Below are 19543 nucleotides of genomic sequence, written 5' to 3' on the forward strand. Positions count from 1 at the left end.
AGGGGCGACTATGTCGCCCCTTCTTATTTACAATGTTAGCTGCCTACGCCCCACAGCGATGACAGGTTGCCAATGATGTCGGCTCCCAGCCCCTGTTCTTTCAGGAAGCCGAGTACAATCGGGGCAAACTGCTCAATGGCGCCGCTTTGCAGACCCAGGGCGCTGAAAGCCTTTTCTACTCCATCCATTGATGAAATATTGGACAGCGCTGAACTCAGCAGGCTGCCGCTGCCTCCGGATCCTCCGCCGAGAAGACCGCTCAGTCCGGAAACGCTGTCAGTCACCTGGCTGAACGAGTTCCCGTCGAGCTGGTTTTGTGCAAGTTGCAACAGGGCTCCAGTGCCGCCTGCAGCCTGGGTTTTAGTGACGCCCAGCTGTTCCTGCAGCGTGCCGACCAATTGCTGGGCCTCGCCAGAGACTTTGACAGACTGTTGCGGCAGGTCCAGTGCACCTGTGTTCAGTTTGGTGCCTAGATCCAGAGCGTTGGCTGTCGGTGCGAGCAGGTAAAGGCTGGAGACGATAAGAAAACGTTTGAGGATGGTACTCATGAAAACTCCGACGTTTGATCTGAGATGGGCGGGTACGTCTTGATAAATTTATATACTCAATATGCGGTTAAGGAGAGCAAATTTAAAGTACTTGTGCGGTTAAAGTTTTGAAAGGGATCAGTGAGGGGCGTGAGCCCCGGCCAGATTGGCCGGGGCATGACGGTCAGTGGAGTTGATCGCGGATCAGTTTCTTGTTGATCTTGCCCACACTGGTTTTGGGAATGTCATCAACAAAGTCGATCTGCTGCGGAATGGCCCATTTGTTAATGTCACCGCTATCGACAAACTGTTGCAAGTGCGCCTGGATATCCTCAACAGTCGCGGTTTCACCCTGATTCAGCATCACCAATGCGTGTGGGCGTTCACCCCACTTTTCATCGGGGACGCCGACCACGGCTGTACCGGCAACTGACGGGTGCTGGCTGATCAGGTTCTCGAGATCGAGAGACGACAGCCACTCGCCACCGGTCTTGATCACGTCTTTTATGCGATCGCGAATAATCAGCGTGCCATCAGGATCAATGGTGGCCACGTCGCCGGTATGCAACCAACCGCCTTTCCAGAGTTCTTCACCTTTTTCCGGCTCTTTGAGGTAGCCCTGGGTCAGCCAGGGAGCCCGGGTAACCACTTCACCCTTTGTTTCTCCATCATGGGGAAGGGGCTTGCCCTCAGGATCGATAATCTGCAACTCCACCATTGGACCGGCGATACCGGTTTTGATGCGTTTGCTGATCTGGTCTTCCAGAGGCAGCTTGCCGTCTTCTTCGGTGAGGAAAGTTGAACACAGCAGTGGCGCTGTTTCGGACATGCCATAACCGGTATACATGCGAATGCCCAGCTTCGCGCCGGCGCGGCACAGACCTTCGGTGAGCGCGCTGCCACCGATGAGCACATGCCAGTTGCTGAGATCCGCAGTCTTGATTGCATCTGTGGCAAGCATCATCTGCATGATGGTGGGGACACAGTGCGAGAAGGTGACGTTGTGCTCCTTCAGCAACTTGACCAGCAGCTCAGGCTCGTAACGGCCCGGGTAGATCTGCTTGATGCCCAGCATGGTGGCGGCGTATGGCACACCCCAGGCATGCACGTGGAACATCGGCGTGATCGGCATATAAACGCTGGATGAACGCAGCATTGGCATCTGGTCGCTGAATCCGAGCGTGCCTGCTTGTGCCATCGTATGGAGCACCAACTGCCGGTGGCTGAAGAAAACCCCTTTCGGGTTGCCGGTGGTGCCGGTGGTGTAGAAGGTTGTGGCGATGCTGTTCTCGTCAAAGTCCGGAAAGTCGAAGTGATCGCCGGCCTTGCTGATCAGTGCTTCATATTCGCCTTTGGACTTCAGGCTGGTGTCGGCCGCCTTGTCGTTGTCGGTGAGCTGTATATACCCTTTGACGGTTTGCAGGTCGTTGCTGACCTGCTCAAGCAGCGGTACGAAGTCATCATGCACCAGCACCAGGTCGTCCTCGGCGTGGTTCATGGTGTAAACCACCTGCTCAGGCGACAGGCGCACGTTCACCGTGTGCAGCACAGCACCGATCATCGGAATCGCGAAAAAGCATTCAAGATAGCGTGGCGTATCCCAATCCAGTACCGCGACTGTGTCACCCGGCTTTACACCGGCGTCGGTCAGGACGTTGGCCAGGCGGTGAATGCGGTCAACCAGATCGCTGTAGCTGTACTCGCTGCGATCGGCATAGACGATTTTTTCATTGGGCGCGTAACGTGGACCGGAAAGCAGGATCTGCTTGATCAGAAGAGGGTAATTGTAAGCCCCTTTCGCCGGTGGAATTATTTTTGTATTGGCCATTTTGAAACAACCCTCTGTTATTGCGAACGTGAGTTTTATTTTGGCTTGAATGCGTAATCTGACACAGTTTTCTGAAAAGGCAAAGGGTGTATTTTGCATTGAAATTCAATGCGGAGCGTCTCGGTTTGCGGCAGAAAGGCAGAGGGCGGAGTGTTTTGGCGGGGGTAAGGTGCAGAGGGTGTTCTGCAGGTGATCGGTTTAGCAAAGTCGCCGTGCCCCGGGGAGGGAGCACGGCGAAAGTCGTTATGTTTTAACGTTGTCGCAATCAGGTTATTCGTAGGTGCACAGGTATGCGGTGTCGATATCAGACTTCGCCTTGAAACTGGCCTGACCGGCGATCTCAAAGCTCTCACCTGCAGCGTAAGTCATCCAGGTGTCCATGCCCGGAAGCAGTACAGTCAATGCGCCACTGACGACGGTCATTGTTTCTTTCTTGGTAGTGCCGAACTCGTATTCGCCCGGGCTGATGACGCCAACGGTGGCCGGCAGAGTCGCTGTCTGGAAGGAGATGGACTTGGCATTACCTTCGAAATACTCGTTTACTTTCAACATAGTCATGTCTCCTGAATTTTGGATGGCCTACTATACGTGAAAATGATCAAATCCGGATGAAATTTATGCCTGTAAACAGCACCCCCGATCCTGCTGATAAAGCGCGTTATGAAAGGGCACTGGCCCGAATCGACGGCACTGCCCGATTGCTGGATAGCCAGTTCCGGATACCCTTTACCAAGATTCGCTTTGGCATTGATCCACTGATCGGCCTGCTGCCGGGTATTGGCGATGCGGCAGGCTTGTTGTTGTCGCTTTACCTGATGGTTGAAGCTGTAAAAGTGGGTGCCGGGCCACGCCAGGTCATACGAATGGCTGGCAATGTGCTGATTGAATTTGTAGTGGGACTGATTCCGCTGGTGGGCGACGCTTTCGACGTAATGTGGAAAGCGAACAACCGCAACGCTGCGATGTTGCATGAGCACATCGAGAGAAAGCTGAACCCGCAGAAACAGCGTCGCCCCTGGTTACTCTATTCGCTGATCGGGGTGTTCGGTGCGCTTTTGCTGACATTGCTCGTCATGATCTGGCGGGCGCTTTTTTTCAGTGGCTCAGCCGTTTGAGCTACTGATCCCAGGCTTGCCCTTTGGTGTTCTCGGCCTGTTGCACCCGCAGATGCATGGCGGCCTTGGCGAGCATGTTGGCACTGATCGGCGCTGTCAGGAACAGGAACACCATGATCAGCCCTTCATTGAGAGCCAGCGCGCCTGTTGTTGCCATGAAGTAGATCATGGAACTCAGGGTGATGCTGCCTACCCCCACCGTGGTGGCTTTGGTTGGTGCGTGCAGCCGGGAGTAAAAGTCCTGCAGTCGCGCCAGCCCGATAGCGCCGGCGAGTGTAAACGCGCCGCCGGATACCATCAATACCGCAATTACGGTTTCCAGTATTGGATTCATTTGCTGTTCTCCATTTAAGTTCCGGTGTGGCCGGGCTATTCAATAACACTGCCGCGCTTGAGGTATTTCGCCAGCGCCACGGTGCCAATAAATCCCATGACGGCGATCAACAGTGCGGATTCGATATACAGCCGCGAATTGATGGATATCCCCAGCAACAGAATGAGGGCGATGGCGTTGATAGACAGACTGTCCAGTGCCAGGATTCTATCCGGCGCATCCGGCCCCTTGACCAGCCGGTAGACATTCAGGGCCACGGCCAGCGACACCATGACAATTGTGATCTTCAGGGCTATGGCGATCATGAGAAAATCTCCCTCAGTGGCCGTTCGTACCGGCGCTTGATGGTTTCAATCAGCTTGGCTTCGTCGTCCAGATCCAGCACATGAATCAGCAGCAGGGTGTTGTCGTCACTGATGTCCGCGCTGACGGTGCCCGGCGTCAGTGAAATCGTGCTCGCCAGGGTGGAGATCGCCAACGGATGCTCAAGCTCCAGCGGGAACGAGACGAACGCCGTTTTGGGCTGGCGGCCGGGAATCATGACGATCAGCGCCACTTCAGCGCTGGCAACAATAATGTCGAACACAACCCGCACCACATAAAAACTGAAGCGCAAGGGATGTTTGATGCCTGGCCGGTCTGGCCAGAAATTACGTGTGGCGAGCGGCAGCAGCCAGGCCAGCAATAACCCCATCACCACGCTGCCACCCGTTACGCCGTCATTCAGTGCCTGCCAGACCAGAAAAAGTGCCAGGCTCAGAATGGGCATCGGCAAACCGAAGCGTCCTTTTATCATTGCTCGCTCCCCCCATTGACCTGCGGCGTATCCAGAATCTCAATATACGCTGACGGTGTGTGCAGCTGTTGTGCTGTCGCATCCGTATAGCGGCTGATGGGGCCAGCCATGGCGACAATCACAATACTGGTGGCGATCAAGGCACCAGCGGATACCGTCACGGGCAATGTCAGTCTGCCCGGATCCTTGACGTGACCTTCGACATTGCGCCAGAAAACAATACTGCCCGCACGGCTGTAGGCGATCAGCGTCAGGAAGCTGCCTACCATAATGACGCCCCACAACCATGCCATGGTCCAGCCGGGTGTGACCGCCTGCAGGATCAGTACCTTGGCAAAGAAACCGCTTAGCGGCGGTAGCCCGGCGCAAGCGATAGCACCGAACAGAAAGAACACACTCAGCAGGGTTCGGCTACGCATGCGGGGCGCGGTGACAATTCGGTCCTCCACAGAACCGCGCTGGCGTGCCACCAGATCTGCGACCAGGAACATGCCGCCGACCACCCAGGTGGTGTTAATCAGATAAAACAGTGCCGCCGAGGTGCCGGCAACAGATGTCAGACTGAGCGCTGCCAACAGCGTGCCGACCGAAATAATGACTTGCCAGGCGGTCAGGCGGCGAAGGCTTTGGGCGCTGAGCGCACCGATTACACCAAACGCCAGGGTTAGCAGTGACAAGGGGAACAGCCAGTCCATTCCCAGGTGTGCAAGCGCCCCGGCATCATCGCCGAATACCAGGCTATATACCCTGAGAATGGCGTAGATGCCCACTTTGGTCATTACCGAAAACAGTGCCGCGACTGGTGCGGTTGCCGTGGAATAGGCTTGTGGCAGCCAGAAGCAAAGTGGGAGAACGGCGGCTTTAAGCGCGAACACAATCAGCAGCAGCATTCCCGCGGCCTGAACCACGACCTGATCGGAACCACTGACCTGTGGCACCTTGACCGCCAGGTCCGCCAGATTGAGGGTGCCCAGCACGCTGTAGAGCATGCCTGCGCTGATCAGGAACAGTGACGAACCGATCAGGTTGAGCACGACATAGTGCAGTCCCGGTATGGTGCGAATAGTGCCACCACCATGCATCAACAGGCCGTATGAGGCGATCAGCAGCACTTCAAAGGCGACAAACAGATTGAACAGGTCACCGGTCAGGAAGGCAATGTTCAGCCCCATCAGCTGGAACAGGAAAAGGGCGTGGAAATGGCGCCCCACTGCATCTGTTCCACGAGTGGAGTAGATGTGGCAGAACAGTGCCAGCACCGAGGTCACAACCAGCATCAGCGCCGCAAGTCGGTCAAGCACCAGCACAATGCCAAAAGGGGGCGCCCAGTTGCCGAAAGCGTATGCACGGTAAGCGCCGTCGTCTGCCAGCATGAGCAAAGCGATCGAAACCACGAGCAACAGGGTGGTTGTTGCCAGGCCAAGCGTGCGGCGCAAGCCCAGAGGTGCGTAGCCCATAAAGATCTGGAGAAGGCCACCCAACAGCGGTAGAACAATGGGTGCGGTCAACCAGTGATTCATCGGGCATCCTCCGCGTGTTCTTCAGTATCCACAGGCGGCGTCGCTTCGATCTTGCCGTTGACGTGGTCATCCTCCGTGTCGGCTTGACTGCGAAGTGCCAGCACCACGACAAAGGCCGTCATGGCGAAGCCGATCACGATCGCGGTCAGTACCAGCGCCTGTGGCAGCGGATCGGTGTAGGTTTCAGTGCTGCCAATAATGGGTTGGGCACCCGTTGCCAGACGCCCGGAGGCAAACAGGAACAGGTTGACCCCGTATGACAGCAAAGTGAGTCCAACGACGACCGGAAAGGTACGTGCCCGCAGGACGAGAAAGACACCGGAGGCCGTGAGCGAGCCGATGATCAGGGCGAAAAGAATCTCCATATCAATAGGCTCCCGGTTTGACTTCGGACTGATTGGTCAGTCGGCCAAGGCTGGCCAGAATCATCAAAGTGGCGCCGACGACGGTGAGATAAACCCCGATATCAAACGCCATGGCGGAGGCCAGCTCAAAATCGCCCACCACCGGCCAGTGGATGTGACTGAAGGTTGATGTCAGGAATGGATAGCCGAAAGCGAAGCTCGCCAGGCCAGTTGCCGTAGCGATAAACAGGCCAAGCGCCACCGGCGTCTGTAGATTGAACGGCATCCGCTGATGGCTCCAGGTCATGCCGCTGGCAATGTACTGGAGAATGATGGCAACCGCTGTGATCAGTCCGGCTATAAAACCACCGCCCGGCATATTGTGACCGCGCAGGAATATAAAGGCTGAGACCATCAGCGCCAGCGGTAATAGCGGGCGTGAAATCTGCTTCAATATGGTCGGGTGGGCATCCGTCGACCAGGGATGTCCCTGACCATCTGTCGGTGGTGCAGTGAGCTTGGTTTCCCGCAGCATCGCGTAGATGCCGAGTGCCGCAATGGCCAGCACCGTAATTTCACCCAGGGTATCGAAGCCCCGGAAGTCCACCAGAATCACGTTCACGACATTGCTGCCACCGCCGCCTTCAACACTGTTCTCGAGGAAGTACCGTGAGATGGAATCCAATGGTCGGGTGAGCATCGCCAACGTGATCAGGAACATGCCGCTGCCGGCAACCAGCGCAATAATGGCATCGCGCCAGCGGCGGAACAGGCTTGCCTCGCGCGGTGTCCAGGATGGCAGGTAATACAACGCCAGCATCAACAGCACGATAGTCACGACTTCAACGGACAGTTGCGTCATCGCCAGATCCGGTGCAGAGAAACGGGCGAAGGTCAGTGCCACCATCAGCCCCACAACACTGAGCAGAATCAGCGCGTACAAACGTTCCCGGTGCATGGCAGCAGCGCCGAGTGCGCAGCCGGTCAGGATCAGTGAGCCGACAGTTGTGGGCAGGTCAATCGGGCTGATGCCCAAACTGCCAACATTGAACCCCAGCGACGTGATGGGAACGATCGTCACAGCAAGCGTGGCCAGCAACAGCAACAATACGTAGCGCTGCAATGAGCCATTCTCGAGCACTTCGATAAACCGGCGGGCCCACTCAACCACCCGTGACACTGCCGCCTCGAACACTGCTTTCTCGTCGATTTCGCGGAAGCGGGCGTGGAAGTCGAAGAACCGCTGGCGCTGGGTGTACATCAGCAAGCCAAGGAAGAACGCAAGAAAACTCATGAGCAGCGGCAGGTTAAAGCCGTGCACGATTGTCAGATGGTACTCGGGTACCGGACCCGCCAGAGTTGCCTCCGCCGCAGCATAGAGCAGTGGACCAATCGCAAAGGTTGGGAAAACCCCCACCATTACGCAGGCAAATACCAGTATCTCGACCGGAATTTTCATGTAACGGGGTGGTTCATGGGGGGGGTAAATCGGCAGATCTACCGGTTTGCCATTGAAAAAGACGTCGTGAATAAAGCGCGCGGAATACGCGACCGCGAAGACCCCGGCGAGTGTTGCAACGACCGGTGGCAGATAGGCCCATATGCCCGGCAGGTTGAGATTCAGCGATTCGGCAAAAAACATTTCCTTGCTCAGGAACCCGTTCAGCAAGGGCACGCCGGCCATTGAGGCTGCGGCCACCATGGCCAGCGTTGCGGTATGGGGCATGAACTGCCAGAGGCCATTAATCCGCCGCATATCACGGGTGCCGGTTTCATGATCGATGATCCCTGCGGCCATGAACAATGACGCCTTGAAGGTGGCGTGGTTAATAACATGGAAAACCGCTGCAATGGCTGCCAGTTTGGTGCCCATACCGAACAGCAAGGTGATCAGGCCCAGATGACTGACCGTCGAATGGGCCAGCAACCCCTTGAGGTCGTGCTTGAAAAGGGCGGTGTATGCGCCGATCAGCAGCGTTGCCATGCCGGTAAAGCTGACCATGTAGAACCACAGTTCCGTGCCCGCCAAAGCCGGGTAGAGCCGCGCCATCAGGAAGATGCCGGCCTTTACCATGGTTGCCGAATGTAGATAGGCGGAAACCGGCGTTGGTGCCTGCATGGCGTGAGGTAGCCAGAAATGGAACGGGAACTGGGCAGATTTTGTGAAGGCCCCCAGCAACACCAGCGTCAGGGCCACGGGGTAGAGCGAGCTGGCCTTGATGGTATCGGCTGCTGCCAGCACATCATCCAGCTCGTAGCTGCCCACGATCTGACCCAGCAGCAATACACCGGCCAGCAGCGCGAGTCCCCCGCCACCGGTCACGGCGAGCGCCATACGGGCACCGCGACGGGCATCCTGTTTGTAGTTCCAGAAGCTGATCAGCAGGAATGACACCACGCTGGTCAGCTCCCAGAAAATCAGCATCAGCAACAGGTTGCTTGATAGCACAATCCCCAGCATGGATCCCATAAAGAGCAGCAGCAGGGAGTAAAACTTGCCGACATTTTCGTGTTTTTTCAGGTAGTAGCGGGCGTAGAGGATTATCAGCACGCCAATAACCAGGATCAACAACGCGAACAGCAGCGACAGGCCGTCCAGGCGGAAGCTCAGCGATAACCCGATTGCTGGCAGCCACTCATGTGTCTGGACCAGTACGCCGCCCGCAGCAAGCGTCGACCAGTGAGGATAGAGCGCGGCAAGTGCCACGATTGGCGGAAGCGACGATGCTATCGCGATTGCTGTCCTGCCCGCCTGGGCAAACAACGGAGCTACAATTGCGCCTAAAAAAGGCAATAGAACGACCAGCGCAAGGGTCATTTCAACCTCGTTATTTTAGATTTTTCGGGTGTTCAGCATTGAACACAATGGGGCAGCCTGAGTTTAGCTTCCAGGCGTCGACCGTGCACAGGTTTGGCACAGCATCAGAATCAACGGATTCCGGGAGGATCCTGAAAGTAGGGAAGACGGCCCGGTTGCACTGGAAAAAAGGCACCGGGATCGCGATCGGGGCTGGCAAAAGCACAGGGCCTGGCGATCATGATTGCTCCGTTAAATGGAAAGAAAAGAAGATGATACTTGGCGGACTACTCAGGTCAAGCGATTCAACTCACAAAGCGGCGGTTCGAGCTGGTGTGTCCAATTGAGCTTCGAGAGTTTATTAATACCGTGTTAAGCAAGTTTCACTAGCCAAATCCGGCTGTAGCGCCTTAAATGAAAGTTATCGGAGGCCGCGAAAGATCCACCAGGGAAAAAGGATCGTAGACTCTCGTGGCATCCGGGAAGGCGCGAAAAGCATTTCAGGCTTCGCACTGCATTTTGCGAGTCTGGCATTTTTCGCGCTGTCACCGACCGGCGACCAGTTAAACACTTACGGCGCCGCATTGGTCAATATCGGATCGAAAAAAGGCTTAAAGGAGATACCTTATGAAGATCAGAAACATGGCCCTGACATCAATTCTTTCAGCAACTCTTTTGGCACCTGCAGCATTTGCAGCTGACAACATGAGTGCAAGTGGTGAAAGTAAAGCAGATCGTGCTACGCCCAAGGAATCTGCGATGGGTACAGAGCACAAAAACATGCATGGCGTGACGTTCGAGAAGCTCGACACCAACAAAGACGGGCAGATCAGCGAAGACGAGCTTGGTATCTACGGTGACACCGCTGCAGGCAATGCTGAATCCGAAGCTGAGCGGAACCGGATGATGATGGACAGAGATACTGACGGTGACGGCGCCATCAGCCGGGAAGAGTTTGAAAAAGGCAAAATGCAGTAGTCTTGCATTCGAGACGTTCGGCATTTTAATGCCGACAATACCTACGCCTTCGGCATCTTGCCGAGGGCGTAGTTCCTTCCGGAAACCCTCTATCTAGCCTGTCGAGTTTATTTTTCGGTGCTTGAAACAAGGCACATCAGAATGATCGTCTGTCATCATAGGCCTTTTCCGGCTGACCGGAATTTCGGGCAATAGCCGTACGCTGGTTTGTGCGGGCGATGATCTTTTTCTGCAGGCGTGTTTCCCAGTTCAGCGCGGTTTTGTCATCAGCAGTCCAGGCACGGTTAAACAGCAATTTGGCGGCGGCTACAGCGTCCGGCGATTGCTGAGCCAGCGTCTCTGCAAATGCGTAAGCTTCGGCAACAGGATCATCACAGACCCGGCTTACCAGCCCCATCTCTTTTGCTTCGGTGCCTGTAAACCGGCGAGCTGTCATGGTCAGCTCTTTTGCCAGATCAATACTGATCAGCTCAGGCAATGTCACCGTCAGGCTCATATCCGGAATAAGTCCCCACTTGGCCTCCATGATCGAAAACTCACAATTCGCCGTGGTGAACCGGAAATCTGCGCCCAGTGCAATCTGGAAACCACCACCAAAGCAATAGCCGTGGGTGGCGACAATCACCGGCGCCGGCACGTCGCGCCACAGATAGCCAACGTCCTGAGCCAGGTTGCTGATCCGGCGGCCAGGCTTGGCCAGTAGTTTGAGAAAGTTCAACGGGTTCTTGCTGACGGTTTTAACATCCAGGCCTGAGCAGAATGCATCGCCGTTGCCTTTCAGTACGATCGCTCTTACCTGGCGCTCCTTCTTCAGTTTACGAGCGGTTGCGGTAATGGCTTCGAACATGGGCATATCCAGCCCGTTGTACTTGTCGGGGCGGTTCAGGGTGACCGTTGCAATGCCGTTGTCGATATCCAGTATTACCCGATCTGAATCTTGCTTGCTCATGTCCTGATCCTTAGCCAATAGTCGTAGGTTGGCTATGCTAACATGCCCCCAAGGCGCTTCTGAAGATTTCCCAATACAGTCTCATATGGATTCAGGCGCCTTTTTCAGACGTCACCCAACTGATGAGAATCGCACAGAGAATAAATATGACGACACCCTATCCCAATCTGCTCAAACCGCTGGATCTAGGTTTCACCGAACTTAAAAACCGCGTGCTGATGGGCTCTATGCACACAGGTCTTGAAGACAGGTTCTGGAATATCCACAAGCTGTCTCGTTATTTTGCTGAACGCGCCGAAGGCGGTGTCGGGCTGATGGTGACCGGCGGCTTTTCACCGAACTTTGTCGGTCAGCTATCGCCGCTGGCGTCGACCATGAACAACCGGGCGACGGCGTTTCTGCACAGACAGGTAACGGGTGCGGTGCATGAGGCAGGTGGCAAGATCTGCATGCAGCTGCTCCATGCCGGGCGCTATGGCTATCAGCCTTTCATTGTTTCGGCGTCTGCTACCAAGGCGCCGATCAGCCCGTTCAAAGCACGTGCGCTATCGACTAAAGGTGTCGACAAGCAGATTGACGACTTCGTCAGCGCAGCGAAATTGGCGAAATTTGCCGGTTATGACGGTGTCGAGGTGATGGGGTCGGAAGGTTATTTTATTAACCAGTTCCTGTGTGAGCGAACCAACAAGCGAACCGACAAGTGGGGCGGTCCGTTTGAAAACCGGATGCAGCTGCCCATTGAGATTGTCAGCCGCATGCGCGAAGCGGTCGGGCCGGAGTTCATCATTATCTACCGCCTGTCGATGCTGGATCTGGTCGAAGGGGGCCAGACCTGGGATCAGGTGGTGATGCTGGGCAAGGCAATCGAAAAAGCCGGCGCCACGATCATCAATACCGGTATTGGCTGGCATGAGGCACGGGTCCCGACGATTGTGACATCGGTTCCGCGCGGTGGTTTTGCGGATGTCACTGCCAAGTTTTACGGTGAAGTGGATATTCCGGTCTGCACGACCAACCGCATCAATACTCCGGAGAAGGGCGAAGACATTCTGGCCGCCGGCAAGGCGGATATGGTGTCGATGGCGCGACCGTTGCTGGCGGACTCCGAGTTCGTCCGCAAGGCGGAACAGAACCGCTCCGACGAAATCAACACCTGTATCGCCTGCAATCAGGCCTGTCTTGATCACGTGTTCAAGGCGAAGCGGGCATCCTGTCTGGTCAATCCACGTGCCTGCCACGAAACGGAGCTGTTGCTGACAGTTGCTCCGGTACAGAAGCGTGTGGCGGTGGTGGGCGCCGGTCCTGCGGGCCTGGCGGCAGCCACTACAGCAGCGAAGCGTGGCCACCACGTCAGTTTGTTTGAGGCTGATGGCGATATTGGCGGGCAGTTCAACTATGCCAAGCGGATACCGGGAAAAGAAGAGTTTTACGAAACCCTGCGCTATTACCGTCGCCAGATCGAGATACTGGACATCGATTTGCGCCTGAATACCCGTGTAGATATCGACACACTGAGCATTGAAGGTTTCGATGAGGTGGTGATCGCGACGGGTGTTAAGCCGCGCACGCCACAAATTGACGGAATCGACCATCCGAAGGTGTTGGGCTACCTGGACGTGCTGCGCAATAACGTGGAAGTCGGCCAATCGGTTGCTGTGATCGGTGCTGGCGGTATTGGCTTCGACGTCAGTGAGTTTCTTACTCATGATGCAGGTCGTCACCCGGAAGGTGAGCAGATCAGTGTCGAGCATTGGCAGCAGGAATGGGGTGTGAACTCTGAATTTGAAGGCCCGGGTGGTCTGGCAGAGCGTCTGCCCATGTCATCGCCGCGCAAGATTTATCTGATGCAGCGCAAAACCAGCAAGGTCGGTGGCGGGCTGGGTAAAACCTCCGGCTGGGTGCATCGCAACAGCCTGAAACACCGGGATGTCGAAATGTTCGGTGGCTGCAGTTACGACCGGATTGATGACGAAGGATTGCACATCACGGTCACCAGCAAAGATGGCGAATCAAAGGAGAAACGGGTCTTGGCTGTCGATCATGTGGTGTTGTGCGCAGGGCAGGAGTCGTTCCGTGAATTGCATGACCAATTGGCGCAGGCCGGCATTCAATCCCACTTGATTGGTGGTGCCGATCTGGCTGAAGAGCTTGACGCCAAACGCGCCATTCGTCAGGGCACGGAAGTCGCGGCGGCTCTTTGATCGCCGCTTTCAATACCATGCTGGCGTGCATCTGAATTCAGATGCACGCCAGCCCCTCCGTTAACGGTGTTGTTCAGCCTATAGCCGCCACGGCGAGGTTGATGCCATAACCGCCCACCACCAGAAAAACAAACAGGATCGCGCCGAGTAGTAGCGGGCGGATACCCGCCTGTCTGATCGCCCCGATGTGAGTTCTCAGTCCCAGTGCCGCCATTGCCATGGTCAACAGCAGAGTGTCGAAGGTGTTCAGCATGGCCACGGTCGCCTCGGGCACAATGTTGAGAGAATGAATGCCGCTGGCGACCACAAACAGAACAGCAAACCAGGGGATTGTGATTCGCGCTGCGGTATTGGTTTTTCTGCCGTTTCCATCGGTTTTCTTGCCTTTTGCAAGGAACAGGCTGAGGCCGACCAGGAAGGGAGCGAGCATCATGACTCTCAGCATCTTCTCGATAATGGCAGTATTGGCTGCGGTATCGCTCACCGCGCTGCCTGCTGCCACCACCTGTGCCACTTCGTGCACCGTTGAGCCGACAAAAATGCCGTAGGCGTGATCAGACAGGCCCAGCAGGGGATAGAGCAGCGGGTAAAGAAACATGCTCAGCGTGCCAAATACAACGACAGTTGCGACCGCAACAGAGACTTTATGAGCCTGTGCCCGGACCACCGGTTCGGCCGCCATGATAGCGGCGGCGCCGCAGATTGAGCTGCCGGTGCCGATCAGCAGCGCAGTTTCACGGTCCATCTTCAGAAGCTTCAGGCCGACAAGCAGAGCCAGACCAAAGGTAAGGCTCAGTGTGGCCATGTCAGTTATAAAGCCGGTCATGCCGACGCCGGCGATTTGCTGGAAGGTGATGCGAAAGCCGTAAAGCACCACGCCGAGGCGAAGCAGGCTGTTTTTGGAAAAATCGACGCCGGCTGCCGCCTTGTCCGCTATTCTGGGGAAAAAGGTATTGCCGGCAATCATGCCAATCACAACCGCGATCGTCAGTGCGCTCAGGCCAAGCTGTGACGCCCAGTGTGAGTCTGCGAATGCCAGGCTGCAAAGGGCGATGACCGTCACCAGGCCAATGCCGCCCCAGTAATCGGCGTGTCGTAGCAGCGGAACAGGGTTGTGGGCTGAGGCTGCAATTTTCGCAAACATGATAGAAGTCCTCTTATACACGCTGTAAAGCCAGGATCGGGTTGATCAGCGTTGAGTCATCATTTTAAGATTCTGTTATTCGCTAATCGAATATCCTTTTATCATTTTGGAATAACTCAGGGTTATAGCTATGAACCTGCACCTGCTCAGGATTTTCTACACGGTCGCGGTGGAACGGAGTTTTTCGCGGGCGGCTGACGTGCTGTGTATCAGCCAGCCTGCTGTGTCAAAAGGGGTGCGGGAGCTCGAACATCAGTTGGACATCGGCCTCATAGAACGGGCCCAGGGAGCCGGTCGACGTCAACAGGGGGTGCAGTTGACCACCAATGGTGCGGTTCTTTTTGAACACGCCAGAGGGCTGTTTGCGCTGGAAAAGGCCGCTGTTGATGATCTCCATGCGCGGCTGGGGCTCAAGCGTGGCGCGTTGGTCGTGGGAGCAAGCAGTACGATTGCCGGCTACTGGCTGGCGCCGGTGCTGGGCCGCTTCGCTGAATCAAATCCCGATATCGATTTGCAGGTGAAAGTGGGCAATACCGAATCCGTTCGCCAGGCGCTGATTGACTGTCAGGTTGATGTGGCACTGGTCGAAGGGGAAGTGAGTGATTCACGCATGCGCTGTCGGCCCTGGCTTGATGATCCCCTGACTGTAATAGCGCCCCCGTCTTTGGGGCTCGAAGATATCAGTATCGAAACGCTGACAAGTCAGTGCTGGATAGAGCGGGAACCGGGTTCAGGCACCCGGGACGTTGTGCGGGGTTTGCTGAGCGATTGCGGTGTGGTGCCGGATCGCCGAATCGAGATCGGTAGCAACGAAGCGATCGCCCGGGCAGTGGCCAGTGGCTTGGGACTCGCGATGCTCCCCCGCGCGGTTGTGAGTGATCTGATTACGCTGGAACGGGTCGTTGAAGTGCGTCTGCCAGGGACGTCGAAGATCAGCCGGCCGCTGTATGAGCTGGAATACACCAGCCGACCCTTGTCGCCTGCGGCTCAGGCGTTCACTTCACTGCTCAGGGAATCAGCGACCAAAGCGTGAGCGGTAGACGTTGGGTGGCAGTCCGGTGACGCGTTTGAACAGACGGGTAAACGAGCTGACATCGTCATAACCCACCTTATGGGTGACCTGCTCGACCGGGCAGGGCGTGGTCTCCAACAAGTGACGCGCAGCCTCTATGCGCAGTAGTTGCAGATAGCGGTGCGGAGTATCGCCGGTGGCGGCTTTGAATCGCCTTAGGAGAGACCGGCTACTGAGGCCGCTTTGCTGCACCAGATCATCCGTCGTCACAGGATAGGCGTAGTGGGTATCCAGCCAGTCCTGCAGTGCCAGGATCGTATCATCCTGATGATAGCGTTTGGTCTGCATGGCGGAGTAGGGGGCCTGGCTACGACGACCGGCATCGACGACAAACGCTTTGGCCAGTTCTCTTGCGACCTGAGCGCCTGCGAATCGTTCGATCAACAAAATCCCCAGATCCCACCAGGCGGTGCCGCCTCCGGCGCATGCAATTGAGCCGTCTACGGTGACCAGTTGCTCGGGGTGGCAGTCAACAGCCGGAAAACGTTGTCGGAACAGGTCACTGAAACCCCAGTGGGTGGTTGCCTTTTTACCGTCGAGCAGCCCGGCTTCGCCTAGCAGAAAGGCACCGGTGCAGTTGCTGGCGATTGTCGAGCCGGCGATGGCTTGCTGATTCAGCCAGCCGAGAATCGGGCCGGCCTCGGCCAGGGTTTTCTCTATCGGGCCGCCAATGGTTGGGACGAGCACAAGGTCGCCCGGCGGATGGTCCGCAAGGCTGCCGTGGGCAATCAGCGATATACCGTTCAGGCAGCGGCAGGGCGCACCGTCCAGTGTTAGCAGCTCCACACTGAAACGTTGGTGGGGTTCGGAGCCCTGAATCCGCGCCCAGGTCACACCGGCCAACTGGAAAAGATCCATCATGCCGGTAATGGTGCTGGCAAGCGCGCCGGGAAAACCTACAATGGTGACGCGTTGCATGGCATCGATATCGGGCAGATTGGCGAATTTAACCAATATTGTGTCAGATGTGACGGTTTTCACCAAACCCCTGTTGTGCGATTCTTGGGAGATAAACGGCTTCCTGGTGAAGCGAAACTGCCCCAATTGCAACGCCAGCGCCGATGCTGTGTCTGTCCGAGTGCCAGACCGATGGCGTATTACGCTCAAGTGACGACCACATTACTCTCAAGATTCCGTATAAGGCCAACTCCCGATGACCGATACCCTGATTGATCGCCGCGACCTCGAATTTCTGCTTTACGACGTGCTGGATACTGGCTCGCTATGCGACCGCGAGCGCTATAACGAGCACAGCCGTGAAACCTTTGATGCCGTGATCGAGACAGCAGACAAGATCGCACGGGACAAGTTTGCGCCCCATAACAGTGAAGCGGACAAGAACGAACCCCAGTTTGTGAACGGTCAGGTCGAAATGATTCCCCAGGTGAAAGAGGCCTTTGATGCCTATGCCGAGGCGGGTTTTCTGACGGGCCGGTATGACTATGATCTGGGTGGCATGCAGTTGCCTGAAACGGTTATGGCAGCTTGCAACGGCTTTTTTACGGCTGCCAATCCAGGCACCGCGGGCTATGCTTTTCTGACCACGGCTGCGGCGAACCTGATTCGTATCTTTGGTTCCGAATCCCAGCGCCTGAAGTATCTACCGCCCATGCTGGATGGCCGTTATAGCGGCACCATGGCGTTGACTGAACCTCACGCAGGCTCTTCCCTGAGTGATATTCGCACCTCTGCGACGCCCACGGATGAAGGCCACTATCTGATCAAGGGCGCCAAGATCTATATCTCCGGTGGTGAGCAGTCCATAACAGACAATATCGTTCATCTGGTGCTGGCCAAGATCAAGGGGGCACCTCCGGGTGTGAAAGGTATTTCGCTGTTTATCGTGCCGAAGTTTCTTACCGACGACGAGGGCAACGTGCTCGGACGCAACGGCGTCGCGCTGGCGGGCCTGATCCACAAGCTGGGTTATCGCGGCACCACCTCAACCGCACTGAGCTTTGGTGATGATGCGCCTTGTCATGGCTATCTGGTTGGCGAGGCACACCAGGGCCTCAAGTACATGTTCCAGATGATGAATGAAGCACGTCTGGGTGTCGGCTATGGGGCCGCGGTAATCGGATATCGAGGGTATCTGCACAGCCTTGAGTATGCCCGCGAGCGCCTGCAGGGGCGTAAGCCGTCCGAATCGGACCCGACCAGTCCGCCGGTCGCGTTGATCGAGCATGCCGATGTGCGCCGCATGTTGCTGGCCCAGAAGGCCTACAGCGAGGGCGGTCTGGCATTATGCCTTTACGGCGCGAGACTGGTGGATGATCAGAACACCCACCCCGACCCTGAAAAGCGGATGCACGCGGGTAAACTGCTGGATCTGCTGACGCCGATCATGAAAGCCTGGCCCTCAGAGTACGGCCCCAAAGCCAATGATCTGGCGATACAGGTATACGGCGGAGCAGGCTATACCCGTGAATACCCGGTTGAGCAGTGCTGGCGCGACAACCGCCTGAACCCGATTCACGAGGGCACGAACGGGATACAGGCGCTGGATCTGCTGGGGCGCAAGGTATGGCAGGACAAGAGCCTCGGGTTGCAACTGATGATGCAGGCCATGCAGGTGGATCTGGAAGGGGCGACCAGTCCCCGTTGTCAGCAGTGGGCGCTATCACTGAGCGAAACCCTTCAGCGTGCGGTCAAGGTCACCCAGGATCTGGGCGCGGCGCTGATGAAAGAGGGGCCAGATGGTGTGCTGGCGAATGCCGGTTGCTACCTGCACCTGTTTGGTCACATCACCGTGGCGTGGATGTGGTTGCGACAGGCCAATGTGGCCGAGCAGTATCTGCAGGCCAGCCTGACCGAGGCCGAGCGGGCCTTCTATGAAGGCAAGATGCAGGCGGCCCAGTATTTCTTCCACTGGGAGTTGCCCACTGTAGCGCAGGATATTGTGCTGCTGGAGAATCGTGACAATACCTGCCTCGAAATGAAACCCGAGTGGTTTTGATCTCATTCGGTAGTGCGTCACTTAATCCTGGTGGCAAATGCTGGACTCCTGAACCAGACTGAGAGACTGATGCCGGCCCGGAAAAGCGCAGCAGCGCGATACCCGGGCCGGTTTCCATCGGATGATACTCAGTGATAAGGATGTCCATGAACCAACACTACCAGCCCATTGACTGTGCGGCTCACGACGCGCTGCTTGAAGTTGCGACCTTCCAACGTCTCGTAGAAATCGTCTTCAGGGACGAATCCGGCCAGATTCAGACCTATCATGATCGAATTAAAGACGTGTTTACCCGGGCCGGTGATGAGTTTTTGTTACTGGGAAGGGGGCAGTTGATTCGCCTGGATCATTTGATTCTGGTGGAGGGAAAGCCTGTCACGCCCGCCTCTGGTTCAGTTCAATGAGTGATAGCCGCAGTCGAAAATCGCTAAGATTCTGTGATTATTAAAAAAAACGTAATCGCGTGTTTATTGTTTTGCTATGCAGCCTACCCCTACACTATTGGCGCAGTGACGATAAATCACTTTGGAATTTTTATTTAGCAGAGGGACATCACATGAAGAAGTTAATCGCGGGTATGTTTGCAGTTATGATGGGTCTGGCACTGGTCGGTTGTAGCCAGGATGATTCACCCGCAGAAGATATGGGCGAGTCTATTGACCAGGCTGCCGAAAATACCGGTGAAATGGCCGAAGATGCAGGCGATTCCATGGAGGAAGGCGCTGAGAAGATGACTGGCCAGGAAGATAGCGCTTGGGAAAACACCAAAGAAGGCGCTGAAGAAGCCGGCGAAGCTGTTGAAGATGCAGCTGAAGAAACTGGCGATGCCATCGAAGAAGGCTACGATGACGCGACCAACCAGTAAGTTGATCGCTATTTTCCGGGGGAGCGCCGCCAGGCGCTTCTCTGGTGCTTTCTCTCCCCACCTTTCATATCAAAGCCCCAAAAAGTCACCATCAGGCGCTGTCTGCCGACTAGCCTT

At 56.1% G+C, this 19543-nt stretch carries 19 protein-coding genes; 7 read left to right on the top strand and 12 right to left on the bottom strand.

Annotated elements, in window-relative coordinates:
- Positions 1 to 35: 35 nt before the first annotated feature.
- The 3 genes from ACUN9X_RS07775 to ppnP all read right to left on the bottom strand — a co-directional run bounded on the left by ACUN9X_RS07775 (position 36) and on the right by ppnP (position 2907).
- Positions 36 to 548 (bottom strand): DUF2780 domain-containing protein, encoded by a 513-nt coding sequence (locus ACUN9X_RS07775; RefSeq protein WP_260036112.1) that lies wholly within the window; start codon positions 546 to 548, stop codon positions 36 to 38.
- Between the two features lie 163 nt (positions 549 to 711).
- Positions 712 to 2355 carry a fatty acid--CoA ligase gene (locus tag ACUN9X_RS07780; protein WP_260036110.1) on the bottom strand — a complete coding sequence of 548 codons (1644 nt, stop codon included), beginning with the start codon at positions 2353 to 2355 and terminating at the stop codon, positions 712 to 714.
- A 270-nt stretch (positions 2356 to 2625) separates the two neighbouring features.
- Positions 2626 to 2907 carry a pyrimidine/purine nucleoside phosphorylase gene (gene ppnP / locus ACUN9X_RS07785; RefSeq protein WP_260036109.1) on the bottom strand — a complete coding sequence of 94 codons (282 nt, stop codon included), beginning with the start codon at positions 2905 to 2907 and terminating at the stop codon, positions 2626 to 2628.
- Between the two features lie 65 nt (positions 2908 to 2972).
- Between ppnP and ACUN9X_RS07790 the strand changes: the two genes are divergently transcribed.
- A complete protein-coding gene (locus tag ACUN9X_RS07790) occupies positions 2973 to 3470 on the top strand; it encodes a DUF4112 domain-containing protein (RefSeq protein ID WP_260036108.1) in 498 nt (165 codons plus the stop codon).
- Position 3471: 1 nt separating this feature from the next.
- On the opposite strand, the gene ACUN9X_RS07795 is transcribed toward ACUN9X_RS07790, so the two are convergent.
- Genes ACUN9X_RS07795 through ACUN9X_RS07820 form a run of 6 tightly spaced genes read right to left on the bottom strand, consistent with a single transcriptional unit; the run spans position 3472 to position 9282 of the window.
- The gene (locus tag ACUN9X_RS07795) at positions 3472 to 3804 is read right to left on the bottom strand and encodes a Na+/H+ antiporter subunit G (protein WP_445472706.1); all 333 of its coding nucleotides are present in this window, start codon (positions 3802 to 3804) and stop codon (positions 3472 to 3474) included.
- A 35-nt stretch (positions 3805 to 3839) separates the two neighbouring features.
- Positions 3840 to 4109, bottom strand: coding sequence for a K+/H+ antiporter subunit F (locus ACUN9X_RS07800; RefSeq protein WP_260036105.1), 270 nt, complete (start codon positions 4107 to 4109; stop codon positions 3840 to 3842).
- The gene (locus ACUN9X_RS07805) at positions 4106 to 4600 is read right to left on the bottom strand and encodes a Na+/H+ antiporter subunit E (protein ID WP_260036104.1); all 495 of its coding nucleotides are present in this window, start codon (positions 4598 to 4600) and stop codon (positions 4106 to 4108) included. The genes ACUN9X_RS07800 and ACUN9X_RS07805 overlap by 4 nt, the downstream gene beginning before the upstream one ends.
- Positions 4597 to 6120, bottom strand: coding sequence for a monovalent cation/H+ antiporter subunit D (locus ACUN9X_RS07810; protein ID WP_445472707.1), 1524 nt, complete (start codon positions 6118 to 6120; stop codon positions 4597 to 4599). The genes ACUN9X_RS07805 and ACUN9X_RS07810 overlap by 4 nt, the downstream gene beginning before the upstream one ends.
- Entirely contained in the window at positions 6117 to 6485 is a 369-nt protein-coding gene (locus tag ACUN9X_RS07815) for a Na+/H+ antiporter subunit C (RefSeq protein WP_260036100.1), read from the bottom strand. Before ACUN9X_RS07815 ends, ACUN9X_RS07810 begins: the two co-directional genes overlap by 4 nt.
- A gap of 1 nt (position 6486) precedes the next feature.
- Entirely contained in the window at positions 6487 to 9282 is a 2796-nt protein-coding gene (locus ACUN9X_RS07820; RefSeq protein WP_445472708.1) for a monovalent cation/H+ antiporter subunit A, read from the bottom strand.
- Between the two features lie 606 nt (positions 9283 to 9888).
- Between ACUN9X_RS07820 and ACUN9X_RS07825 the strand changes: the two genes are divergently transcribed.
- The gene (locus tag ACUN9X_RS07825; RefSeq protein WP_260036098.1) at positions 9889 to 10239 is read left to right on the top strand and encodes an EF-hand domain-containing protein; all 351 of its coding nucleotides are present in this window, start codon (positions 9889 to 9891) and stop codon (positions 10237 to 10239) included.
- A gap of 136 nt (positions 10240 to 10375) precedes the next feature.
- On the opposite strand, the gene ACUN9X_RS07830 is transcribed toward ACUN9X_RS07825, so the two are convergent.
- Entirely contained in the window at positions 10376 to 11188 is an 813-nt protein-coding gene (locus ACUN9X_RS07830) for a crotonase/enoyl-CoA hydratase family protein (protein WP_260036096.1), read from the bottom strand.
- Positions 11189 to 11334: 146 nt separating this feature from the next.
- Between ACUN9X_RS07830 and ACUN9X_RS07835 the strand changes: the two genes are divergently transcribed.
- Positions 11335 to 13389, top strand: a complete 2055-nt coding sequence (locus tag ACUN9X_RS07835; RefSeq protein WP_260036095.1) for an NADPH-dependent 2,4-dienoyl-CoA reductase — start codon at positions 11335 to 11337, stop codon at positions 13387 to 13389.
- A gap of 73 nt (positions 13390 to 13462) precedes the next feature.
- Here ACUN9X_RS07835 and ACUN9X_RS07840 read toward each other — a convergent pair whose 3' ends face one another.
- Complete coding sequence (locus ACUN9X_RS07840; RefSeq protein ID WP_260036094.1) at positions 13463 to 14533, bottom strand: YeiH family protein; 1071 nt, start codon at positions 14531 to 14533, stop codon at positions 13463 to 13465.
- Between the two features lie 130 nt (positions 14534 to 14663).
- On the opposite strand from ACUN9X_RS07840, the gene ACUN9X_RS07845 reads away from it, so the two are divergent.
- On the top strand, positions 14664 to 15566 hold the full coding sequence (locus ACUN9X_RS07845; RefSeq protein ID WP_260036093.1) for a LysR substrate-binding domain-containing protein: 903 nt from the start codon (positions 14664 to 14666) through the stop codon (positions 15564 to 15566).
- Here the strand turns inward: ACUN9X_RS07845 and ACUN9X_RS07850 are convergent.
- Positions 15549 to 16586 (bottom strand): GlxA family transcriptional regulator, encoded by a 1038-nt coding sequence (locus ACUN9X_RS07850; protein ID WP_260036091.1) that lies wholly within the window; start codon positions 16584 to 16586, stop codon positions 15549 to 15551. The genes ACUN9X_RS07845 and ACUN9X_RS07850 overlap by 18 nt on opposite strands.
- Before the next feature lie 172 nt (positions 16587 to 16758).
- On the opposite strand from ACUN9X_RS07850, the gene ACUN9X_RS07855 reads away from it, so the two are divergent.
- The 3 genes from ACUN9X_RS07855 (at position 16759) to ACUN9X_RS07865 (ending at position 19426) form a co-directional block, all read left to right on the top strand.
- Positions 16759 to 18561, top strand: coding sequence for an acyl-CoA dehydrogenase (locus ACUN9X_RS07855; protein WP_260036089.1), 1803 nt, complete (start codon positions 16759 to 16761; stop codon positions 18559 to 18561).
- A 146-nt stretch (positions 18562 to 18707) separates the two neighbouring features.
- The gene (locus tag ACUN9X_RS07860) at positions 18708 to 18965 is read left to right on the top strand and encodes a hypothetical protein (RefSeq protein WP_260036088.1); all 258 of its coding nucleotides are present in this window, start codon (positions 18708 to 18710) and stop codon (positions 18963 to 18965) included.
- 152 nt (positions 18966 to 19117) lie between these two features.
- Positions 19118 to 19426, top strand: a complete 309-nt coding sequence (locus ACUN9X_RS07865; RefSeq protein WP_260036087.1) for a hypothetical protein — start codon at positions 19118 to 19120, stop codon at positions 19424 to 19426.
- Positions 19427 to 19543 lie beyond the last annotated feature (117 nt).

It is taken from the genome of Marinobacter sp. V032 (assembly GCF_052645435.1).